Origin of the sequence: Pseudomonas botevensis (assembly GCF_019145475.1) — a bacterium.
In the GTDB taxonomy this organism is placed as follows: Bacteria; Pseudomonadota; Gammaproteobacteria; order Pseudomonadales; family Pseudomonadaceae; genus Aquipseudomonas; species Aquipseudomonas botevensis.
Genome location: NZ_JAHTKI010000015.1, coordinates 15,276 through 25,795, shown reverse-complemented (window position 1 = coordinate 25,795; position 10,520 = coordinate 15,276). Strand labels below are relative to the sequence as shown.

General features: G+C 63.1%; 5 protein-coding genes. 1 reads left to right on the top strand and 4 read right to left on the bottom strand.

Features of this window, described 5'->3' with window-relative positions; genetic code table 11:
* Nucleotides 1-134 precede the first annotated feature (134 nt).
* Nucleotides 135-1,400, bottom strand: a complete 1,266-nt coding sequence (urtA, locus tag KVQ74_RS18850) for an urea ABC transporter substrate-binding protein (protein ID WP_217832675.1) — start codon at nucleotides 1,398-1,400, stop codon at nucleotides 135-137.
* Between the two features lie 321 nt (nucleotides 1,401-1,721).
* Between urtA and KVQ74_RS18845 the strand changes: the two genes are divergently transcribed.
* Complete coding sequence (locus tag KVQ74_RS18845; RefSeq protein WP_217832674.1) at nucleotides 1,722-7,703, top strand: DUF4329 domain-containing protein; 5,982 nt, start codon at nucleotides 1,722-1,724, stop codon at nucleotides 7,701-7,703.
* Nucleotides 7,704-7,721: 18 nt separating this feature from the next.
* Here KVQ74_RS18845 and KVQ74_RS18840 read toward each other — a convergent pair whose 3' ends face one another.
* From KVQ74_RS18840 to KVQ74_RS18830, 3 genes are read right to left on the bottom strand one after another with little or no spacing between them, the layout of a single operon-like run.
* Nucleotides 7,722-8,732: a FecCD family ABC transporter permease gene (locus KVQ74_RS18840; protein ID WP_217832673.1), complete on the bottom strand. Its 1,011-nt coding sequence runs from the start codon at nucleotides 8,730-8,732 to the stop codon at nucleotides 7,722-7,724.
* Complete coding sequence (locus tag KVQ74_RS18835; RefSeq protein WP_217832672.1) at nucleotides 8,729-9,676, bottom strand: ABC transporter substrate-binding protein; 948 nt, start codon at nucleotides 9,674-9,676, stop codon at nucleotides 8,729-8,731. The genes KVQ74_RS18840 and KVQ74_RS18835 overlap by 4 nt, the downstream gene beginning before the upstream one ends.
* The gene (locus KVQ74_RS18830) at nucleotides 9,673-10,467 is read right to left on the bottom strand and encodes an ABC transporter ATP-binding protein (RefSeq protein ID WP_217832671.1); all 795 of its coding nucleotides are present in this window, start codon (nucleotides 10,465-10,467) and stop codon (nucleotides 9,673-9,675) included. Before KVQ74_RS18830 ends, KVQ74_RS18835 begins: the two co-directional genes overlap by 4 nt.
* Nucleotides 10,468-10,520 lie beyond the last annotated feature (53 nt).

Here is a 10,520-nt window from a genome sequence, read left to right as displayed (position 1 = left end):
TGTCTGGACGGTGTGCTGCAACCTGCAATTTCGAGCCGATCTCAGGCTTTGAAAAGCCTGAAAATCGGCTCCCTTTCTCCCTCGCCCCCCTTGGGGGGAGGGATTTCAGTTGCTCCCCTGAGTCCGGATCCGCCTCAGTTACTCTTCACTGCATAATCCGGCTTCTTGTCATTGCCCTGAATGAACGGACTCCACGGCTGCGCGCGGATCGGCCCTTCGGTCTGCCAGACCACGTTGAACTGCCCGTCGTTCTGGATCTCGCCGATCATCACCGGTTTGTGCAGGTGGTGATTGGTCTTGTCCATGGTCAGGGTGTAACCGGACGGCGCGGCGAAGGTCTGGCCGGCGAGGGCTTCGCGGACCTTGTCGACGTCGGTGGACTTGGCTTTCTCCACCGCCTGCGCCCACATATGGATACCGACGTAAGTGGCCTCCATCGGGTCGTTGGTCACGGCTTTGTCGGCGCCCGGCAGGTTGTGTTTCTTCGCGTAGGCCTTCCAGTCATCGACGAACTTCTTGTTCACCGGATTTTCCACCGACTCGAAGTAGTTCCACGCCGCGAGGTTGCCCACCAGCGGTTTGGTGTCGATGCCGCGCAATTCCTCTTCGCCCACGGAGAACGCCACCACCGGTACGTCGGTGGCTTTCAGGCCCTGGTTCGCCAGTTCCTTGTAGAACGGCACGTTGGAGTCACCGTTGACCGTGGAGATGACTGCCGTCTTGCCACCGGCCGAGAACTTTTTGATGTTGGCGACGATGGTCTGGTAATCGCTGTGGCCGAACGGCGTGTAGACCTCTTCGATGTCCTTGTCGGCGACGCCTTTGGAATGCAGGAACGAGCGCAGGATCTTGTTGGTGGTGCGCGGGTAGACGTAGTCGGTGCCGAGCAGGAAGTAGCGCTTGGCGCCGCCGCCTTCTTCGCTCATCAGGTACTCAACGGCGGGGATCGCTTGCTGGTTCGGCGCGGCGCCGGTGTAGAACACGTTCGGCGACATCTCTTCGCCTTCGTATTGCACCGGGTAGAACAGCAGGCCGTTGAGTTCCTCGAACACCGGCAGCACCGATTTGCGCGACACCGACGTCCAGCAACCGAACACCACGGCGACCTTGTCCTGGGTCAGCAACTGCCGGCCCTTTTCTGCGAACAGCGGCCAGTTCGACGCCGGGTCGACCACCACCGGCTCCAGCAGCTTGCCGTTGACCCCGCCCTTGGCATTGATCTCGTCGATGGTCATCAACGCCATGTCCTTGAGCGACGTCTCGGAGATCGCCATGGTGCCGGACAACGAATGCAGAATCCCGACCTTGATGGTCTCGGCGGCTTGCACCGTCCAGGTCATGCCCATCGCGGCAATGCTTGCCGAGAGTGTGAAAGCCTTGATCAGACTGCGACGCTTCATTGTGCGATCTCCATGAACATTCAGTTTTTATGATGGGCAGATACGAACGCTGAAGCAGCTTTAGCAAGGGTTGTGCCCACGACTGAAAGGGCGTTGTTGCGGGGGCGAAAAGCGCAGGAATCGACGCCGGTCGCACCAGGTTGGCGCTGAATCCGCCGCCATGTGCGGGTCATGCGCCGATGTGGTGCCGCGTCGAATTTTTCCGGTCAATACATATGTACCGCTGCCGTGGATGGCGAATGTCGATCATGGCCTGTGCGATTTCCCCAAGGCTTTGCGGGGACGTCACCAGGATTTTCTACATTCACGGATGAATACGTTATGGATAATTTTTCGGATCGCCCCCGGCGTTCGCCCGAGGTGAGCATTGATTCGTTGTTCTACAGCAAGCCACATATCAGTGCGGACGACGCCGCGCGTTTTGCCCATGAGCTGATCGGCAACAAGCGCGACAGGGAATACGGCGGGATGATTCTGCTGCGCGAGGACGGGCGTTTCGTGGCGACCGAGCCGCTTGCCGCCAAAGGTGATCGCTTCGACTTCAAAAGGCTGTTGGCAGTGGATGCCCAAGGCCATTTTCTCCACCCCGAGGGGTTCAAGTGCCATGCCCTTTATCGCTCGCACCCCAATGGGGGCGCCGAGCTGAAAGCGGCCAACCCGGCGTTCACCGACGAGCAGATCGAGGTCATCGTCAGTTTCTTCACCGAGCGCGACAAGCTGTTCATGATCCGCAATCGTGAGTTCGTGCCGGCGTTTTACCTGTCTGGCAGCGAAGGCAGCCTGTTCAGGTACATGCCCAGCGGATCTGCCGCCGAGGATCTGCTCGCGGAAAAAATCAGGAACGGCCGCCCTGAGGGGCCGTTCACCTTTTTCGAAGCACCGATAGAGGAGCTGGCACAGGCGGGGGCACTGAGCCTGGTCTACAACACTCGCGGAGTCTGGGGATCGCGCCGAGGGCAGTTCGACGCTGAATGGGCCATGCATGAGCCGGTGAACAAACTGACAGAGCCCACGGAGCCGCCGTTCTGTACGCCGATTTATGATCAGGCAAGCAGCGTGGTCGAGGCGATCATGAGTGTCGATACGCTGAACGTCGGTTTCGGCTTCAGCGGTTTTGTCTTCAAGGTGCTGGACAAGGATGAGTACGTCGGCACCTTCCCCTGGCGCAATCCATCCACGCTGGTATCGCCGCTCAACGACTTTCCCCGGCACGAAACGGGCGGGCCGAGTCTGCGGCCGGAACTGCGGCTGGACGGCATCTTTTATCTGGCCCAGACGAAAGCGGCGCAGGTGCCCGCCAAGCAGGAGTGGCTGTACCGCAACTTCTTTTCCCCGGTTCATCTGGCGGCGGCCATTACTCAGTCGCGCAAGGATACTTACCTGCTGGACCCCGAGCGCTCGCTCACGGTCTACACCCGCACGCCGGACAAGGCTCTGCTGAGTTACACCTGCTCCGGCTCCGCCGCCGAAACGAAACTGATGGCCTCCCGAGGCAAGCTGCAGAAGGCCTTGCAGGACGGCACGCTGAGTCCTTTCGAGTTTGTCTTGCAGGTCGCTGCAGCCGGCCGGCTCGAGGTGGTGCAAACCGGTGCCGTGTGGGACAAGGCCGGGCCGGTCGGAGCGGGCTGGCGACCGTTCGAGCGAATCCATCGCTCGCTGAGTCCGGCGTTCGTGACCGCCGACGACGCGGCGCGTTACGCCCACTTTCGCCATGACAAGTCGCGCGACGCCGAACAATTGGGCTACCTGTTGCAGCGCAGCGACGGCAAGTACTTCGCGACGGCATCGACCACCGCCAAGGCGTGGGCGAAAGACTGGAACCTGCCGTTTGCCGGGGGCGTATCGGACAAGCCCGTCGAGCTGCCGGGCTATCGCTACGTGGCGCTCTACAAGATGTTGAAAGATCCGCGCCAGACCCTGAAGACCAAGCATCCCGACTGGTCGGATGATCGTATTTCCCTGCTCGCCAGCCTGCCGAGTTTTGCCAGTCTGGCGGCAATCGCTTCCAGCCGGGACTGGGTCACCACGCTGTACAACTCAGGCCCCGATGGTTCTCTGGTCAAGTACGTCGGCAGCGGTTCGCAGGACGAGCGCAATTTCGGCGCGTTTCTGACCAGCGCGGTAAACGACGGGCGCTTTGTCGCAACCCTCGACGGCTTCGACGGCACCGGAATGCAGATGGTCAAGAAGCTCGTCACCCTGGGCGAGTTGAACATCGTCATTTCCAGCCCGGTGTGGAAGGCGTCCCGAGGCAAGGTGCCCGGCTCGTGGGTGGCTTTTGAGCCGTTCACCCCGGCGACGCCAGTGACGCCCGGTTTCAGCTGGGTGTTTCAGGATCCCGGCACGGCGGCGCAATGGGTTCACGATCAGATGCAGGCGAAACCCGGCGTCAGGCAGCTCGCATTCATTCTCAAAAGTCTCACGGCCGATGAGTACGTGGTCAGTGAACCGCTGAGCAACGATCCGGCGCAGGTGTCGCTGCCGCTGTTTTCGCCGCTGCATGTCTTTACCGTCGACGAGGCGGGCAAGCCCAGGCTGCCCGATGGCTATGGGATCCATGCTTTGTGTTATCAGCCGGCGCCGGACAGCCGCGAGACGTCCAGGCAAAAGTGGTTGTACGAAAACTTTGTCTCGGCAAGCGATTTCGCAGCGGCCATCGGCACCGCGCGGGTGCGCGAGACGCCGGGGCTGGCGCTGTACCTCAGTACCCGCGATGGCGCGCAGCTGCGTTATACGTTTTCCGGTTCGGAGAAGGAAAACCAGTTGTACGCCGTCAATCCCCATGGACGGGTGTCGGACAACGGTGATCAGGCCGAGCTGGCGGCCGGCACCCTGACGCCGGAAGCGTTTGTCCGGCGGGCGGCGGCGGCCGGTGCGCTGTCGGTGGTGCGGGCGGGCCGGTTGTGGGACGTCGAGGGGGATGTCGGCCTCGCCTGGCAACCCTATGGCCGTTATCCAAAACCGGCGCTGAGCCCGGCGTTTCTCACGGCGGACGATGCGGTTCGCTATGCTCACGAACGGATCGGCAAGCAGCGCGACTACGAGTTCTGCGGTTATGTCATGGAGCGCCAGGACGGGCGCTTTGTCGTCAGCGAGCCGTGGGTCGTCGGCGAGTCGGGCCGCTTTGCCCCCGGCTACGTCTATCCCGATGACGCTTCCGGCAAGCCGATCCTGCCTGAGGATCATCGGCTGCGCGGTGTGTATGCCTCGCGCCTGGCGCTCTCGCAGTACGATCCGCAAAGAATGGCCCGGCACGGCTGGAGCCGCGAGCAGGCGAGCATCGACGCACAAATTTTCTCCGACGCAGACCTGCACGCCATCCTCGGCAATCGCCAGCACGCGACGACGGCCTGGCTCTGCGCCGCCGAAGATGCCTTGATCGCCTACGACGTCAGCGGCTCGGCGGCGGAAAATGCCTTGCGCGCGCAAGTCGCACCCGAGGCCAAAGGCAGTCGCCTGGCGCAGGATCTGGCGAGGGGCGCCATGCTGCCGGCGGATCTCGTCAAGCAGTTGGCCGACGCCGGTGGTTTACGGGTGGTGATCGCCAGTGGGTTATGGGGCGCACGGGGCATGGTGCCCGAATACTGGAGCGCCTTTCCCGCATCGCAGAGTGCCGAACTGTCTGAACCGGTGGCGTTCGGCGCGGTGTTCGCGGACGCCGATGCGGCGGCGCGCGACGCCCATCAACGGGTACGCCGCTGTGGCCCGGATCAGACCTGTTTCGGCGTTGTTCTCAAGCATGCGGACAAGGAGGAATACGTCGTCAGCGAAACGCGGCCGGCCAGTGACGAGCTGCCACTCTTCACCCTGGGGAATCTGTTCAAGAGCGATGACGCCGGTGAATTCCTGTACCCCGCGTCATTCAAGCTGTTCGGCCTGTTCTACGCCCGGCAATGGCTGCCGACAAAGCTGCCCCCAAGCGAGCAATGGCTCGGCCGGCATTTCATTTCCTCGAAGGATTTGTACGAGGGCTTTTTCCAGGCCCGTCGCTTGCGAGCAAAGGACGAAAAAGTCGGCCTGCCGGTTTACCTGTCGACCCTGGATCGCGCGCTGCTGAAATACCGCTCACCCAACTCGACGACGCTGTTCGATGCACGGATGCTGCCGTCGGGAGTGGCCGAGGACGTGCATTCGCTGCTGAGCAGCGGAGCGTTGTTGGCCAAGGCCTTTGTCGATCGTGTGATCGCCCGATGCTGGTTGAGCGTGGTGGTCGGCAGTGACTGCTGGGGGGAGGCGGGGCCTGTCAGGTTGACCACCGACTGGAAGCCCTATGCAGGTTTTACCCGGCGCGCCCTGAGTCCGGCATTCACCTGTCAGGCCGATGCCGTGCGGCATGTCCAGAGCATGCTTGGCGTGGATCGCGACCAGACCCACGGCGGGCTGGTGCTCAAACGCACGGATGGTCTGTTTGTCGTCACCGAGCCGTTGCCGGTGGAAAGTGAGGACTTCGATCCGAAGCGGATTCTGCCGGACGAGGACGTCGCGGCGGATCTGCTGGCGCCGGGTTGTAAGATCGTCGCCCGTTATCGCAGTCGGGTGGCGAGCGCGTTGCCGTTCCTGATCTCCGGGCTGGAACGACAGACCTACAGCGATTTCTTTTCCACCGAGGTGTTGGCCACGGCGCTGGCGTCGGGTCATCTCTGGACTCACGAATACCTGCTCGGCGCGCAGGGCTCGATGCTGTGCTTCACCCAGCAGAACGATGACAGCGATCTGCTCAATACCTCGCAGAAAATCCAGAGGGCGGCACGTCTGGCGTTGCTCGAAGGCCAGCTCACGCCTTCCACCGATGCGCCTCACGATCCGTGGAGCAATCTGATCGAACGACGGATCCGCAGTGGTGCGGGCACCCCCACCGAACTGGTCAATCAACTGCTCAAGGTCGGGGTGTTGCAGGTGGTGCAGAGCAGCAACCTATGGGGGCCGGCGGGCAGACTCGGCGGTGGCTGGCTGCCGCAGGCTCAGGGTTATCTGGCGCCGCAATCGGTGCGTTTCGCCACGGCGGACCGGGCGTTGAGCCCGGCGTTCTGTCACAGCGACGATGCGGTGCGTCATGCCCATCAGCACGCCGGAGGGCGCGGGCAATGGGCGTTTGGCCTGGTTCTGAAATCGTCGCGCCCGGGCCATTCGTTCGCCAGCCTGCCGGTCACGGCGGATGACCTGAAGTTTCCCCACGGGCGGATTTTTCGTTCGGGCCAGTTGCCGACCCGATACTCGGTGCAGGGCCTTTATCTCTGCGCACCGGCACGGCAACCGGATGAGTTGCCGAGCAACGAAGTGTTTCGCAGTTTTGTGCCGCCGTCGGTGCTCGTGGCAGCCTTGTCAGCGGTGCAGATCGCGTCCGTGGAGGTACCGTTCCAGGCGTTGTACCTGTCATGCGCCGATGGCGCCTTGCTCAAGTACGAGGCCGCAGCCTGGGACAGTGATTTGCAGACCCATGCCGCACTGACGGCTTACGTGAAGACGCTGCAAGGCGATGGCAATCCTGCTGATTACATTCGCAAGGTGGCGCGCGCCGGTCAGTTGAGTGTGTTGGTGTCCAGTGCGACCTGGGCGACGCTGGGGCGTGTGGGATCGGACTGGAGTCCTGGCAAGGTCGAGCAAAGCACCGTCTCCGACGATGAACGCCTGGCACTCGGGCCGGTGTATTCCCATGCGGACGATGCCGCGCGGTGGATGTGGCGGCGGGTACGCCATGCCCGTGACAAGGCCTGGCTGGGGGCGATTCTGCGCGACGGCAACGGCAATTTTGTCGCCACCGAACCGTTGGATGACAGCGGTCCGACGGTGCCGGTCGGGCTGCGTGACGACACCCCGGCCCATCGTCGCCTGTTCATGGGTGTGATGTATCCCAGCTATTCCGGTACGGCGAAAAGATACCCGGCGGGCTACAGGGTGATGGGTGTACAGCAGGCCTGGAAACTGGATGACAATCCGCAACGGTTCAGCAGTCGGTTTGAGGAAATGCTGTATCGCAACTTCGTGGATCACGACGAAATCCGTGCCTTCAACGCGCTGCTCAGTACCGCCCGGGTCGCTGACGCCCGCTACTACTTGACGCCGCGCAACGGCGCGTTGCTCGCGCACAGCCCCAGCTACCTGGATCGCGAAGCGCAGGTGTTGCTCGACGACTGGACGGCCGTGGAAAACGGCGTCACCCGTTCCAGACTGGCCGAGGTGCTTGATGTCCTGATTCTCACCGGACGCTTGCAGATTCTTGAGCCGGACCGCTTCTGGTATCCGCGCGGCCGGCTCACGACAAAGCGTTTGCAGGAGATGAGTCGCCGGCCATCCGACACCTGAGACGCATCACCCTGCGGGTTATTTCCTGCGCATCAGGCCGATGAAAAACAGCCCGCCGAGGGCGGCCGTGGCCACGCCGATCGGCAGATCCTCGGGGGCGATCAGGGTGCGCGCGGCAACGTCGACCCACACCAGGAACACGCTGCCGAGCAGCACGCACACCGGCAGCAGACGCCGGTGTTCGGCACCGATCAGGCGCCTGGCGATGTGCGGCACCATCAGCCCGACAAAACCGATGGAGCCGCTGATCGACACCAGCACGCCGGTCATGAGCGAGGCGATCACGAATACCCGCAAGCGCACCGTGCGGGCGTTCAGGCCAAGGGTCACGGCGGTCTGTTCGCCCGCCATCAACCCGTTCAGCGGGCGCGCCATGCCCAGCAGCAGCACCAGCCCGAGCAACACGCTCAGGGCCGGCACCGTCAGCAGTTCCCAGCGCGCTAGCCCGAGGCCGCCGAGCATCCAGAACATCACGGCAGAGCTGGCACGGTGGTCGCCCATGAACAGCAGCAGGTTGGCGATCGCCATCATCACGAACGACACCGCCACGCCGCACAACAGCAGCCGATCACTGTCGAGCCGGCCCTGACGATTGGCGATGCCCAGAACCAGCAGCATGCTCAGCAACGCGCCGATGAACGCGGCAATCGGCAGGGTCAGCAAGCCGACGATTTCCCCCACATGCAGCACCACGATCACCGCCCCCAGGGTCGCGCCCGAGGTGACGCCGAGCAGGTGCGGGTCGGCCAGCGGATTACGCGTCACCGCTTGCAGCACCGCACCGATCAGCGCCAGCCCGGCACCCACCAGCGCACCGAGCAGCATGCGCGGCACGCGGATCAGCCAGACGATGTGTTCCTGGCCGGCGCTCCAGTTCACTTCGCCGAAACCGAACAGCTTGTGCAGCAGAATCCGCCACACCACGTCCACCGGCACCCGCGCCGGGCCGAAACCCAGGGACACCACGCACGACACCAGCAGCACCGCACCGAGGGCGAGCAGCAGCCAGGCATAGCGACGATTGATCATTCGCCGTGGAACCCTTTGGCCAGGGTTTCCACTGCGAGCACGTTGTCGATCCCCGGCGTGGCCTGCACGTAGGGGATGACGATGAAGCGCTGGTTCTTGATCGCGTCCACCGATTGCAGGGCCTTGTTGTCGAGCAGAAAGCGGATCTTCTGCTCGGCGGTGATTTCGCTGTAGTCGACGATCACGATCACCTGCGGATTGCGTTCGACTACGGTTTCCCAGTTGACCCGGGTCCAGCTCGCTTCGATGTCATCGAGGATGTTGCGCCCGCCAGCGGCGTCGATCAGTGCCTGGGGCATGCCGAGGCGGCCGGAGGTCATGGCGCGGTCTTCGCCGCTGTCGTAGAGGAACACCCGGGGCGGTTGCGCCGGCAGGTCTTTGCGGATCTCGGCGACCTGGTTCTGCATGTCGGCGATCAGGGCGTTGGCGCGATCCTGCACGTCGAAGATTTTGCCGAGGTTGCGCAGGTCGTTGTAGGTGTCTTCCAGAGTTGCGGCCGGACGCTTCATCACGAAGGCGCAGGATTCAGTCAGCTCATAGACATTGATGCCCAGCGGTTGCAGGGTCTGCGGGGTGAGGTCGCCGCCGACGCGCATGCCGTAATCCCAGCCGGCAAAGAAGAAATCGACGTTGGCATTGAGCAGGGTTTCCACCGACGGGTATTTCGCCGCCAGCTCCGGCAGGCCGTCGAGCAGCGATTGCATGTCCGGCGTCACCGACTTCCAGCCACTGACCCCGCTGTAGCCGGCCATGCGCGGCTTGAGGCCGAGGGCGAGCATCATCTGCGTCATGTTGATGTCGTGGCTGACCGCGTGTTTCGGCGCTTCGCTGAACGTTACCTCACGGTTGCAGCTTTGCACGGTCAGCGGGTATTTCGTGGCTTCGGCCAAGGCCTGGGCACTGCACAGCAAGAGGGCGACGCACAGCAGGGAGCGTACGGTCATGGTCGGGTTATCCAGGTGATTCGCGGGTAGTCGTGAAGCGGGTGGGTGTCGATCAGCGCCTCGACGCCGAAGACCTCGCGCAGCAACTCGACGGTGAGCACTTGCCGTGGAGTGCCGCTGGCGACGATGCGGCCGTGGTCGATCACATACAGCCGATCACAGAAAGCGGCGGCGAGGTTCAGGTCGTGAATGCTCGCCAGGGTGCCGATCTTCAGCTGCCTGACCAACTGCAACAGCTCCAGTTGATAGCGCGGGTCGAGGTGGTTGGTCGGCTCGTCGAGGATCAGCAGTTGCGGTTGCTGGGTCAGGGCGCGGGCGAGGATGACGCGCTGTTTTTCACCGCCGGAGAGGGTGGCGAAGGCGTGGTCTTCGAAGCCTTGCAGGCCGACGGATTGAAGGGCCTGGGTGGCGAGGCGGCGGTCTTCATGGGTGTCGCCGTCGAACAGGCCTTTGTGCGGTGTGCGCCCCATGGCGACCACTTCTTCGACGGTCAGGCCGAAGGCGTCGGGAAATTCCTGCAAGACCACGGCGATGCGTTGCGCGCACCAGCGCGAGGATTGCTTCCAGACGTTGTGATGATCGAAACGGACTTCGCCGTGTTCCGGTCGGCTGAAACGGTAGGCGCAGCGCAGCAGGCTGGTCTTGCCGCTGCCGTTGGGACCGATCAGCCCGACAAACTCTTCGGCGGCCACGTGCAGCGAGGCGTCACGCAGCTGGAACTGGTGATGGCAGTGGCCGTGGTCGTGGCCCAATGGGGTCCAGGCGAGGGTGTCGAGGGTCAGGGTGGTCATTGGGTTCCGGTGGTTGGTGGGATTGGGTTTTTTGGGGTGTCAGTGGGATCACT

Bases quoted from the DNA above. Each gene is read 5' to 3' on its own strand.
- urtA (WP_217832675.1), bottom strand. From the start codon at position 1,400: ATGAAGCGTCGCAGTCTGATCAAGGCTTTCACACTCTCGGCAAGCATT.
- KVQ74_RS18845 (WP_217832674.1), top strand. From the start codon at position 1,722: ATGGATAATTTTTCGGATCGCCCCCGGCGTTCGCCCGAGGTGAGCATT.
- KVQ74_RS18840 (WP_217832673.1), bottom strand. From the start codon at position 8,732: ATGATCAATCGTCGCTATGCCTGGCTGCTGCTCGCCCTCGGTGCGGTG.
- KVQ74_RS18835 (WP_217832672.1), bottom strand. From the start codon at position 9,676: ATGACCGTACGCTCCCTGCTGTGCGTCGCCCTCTTGCTGTGCAGTGCC.
- KVQ74_RS18830 (WP_217832671.1), bottom strand. From the start codon at position 10,467: ATGACCACCCTGACCCTCGACACCCTCGCCTGGACCCCATTGGGCCAC.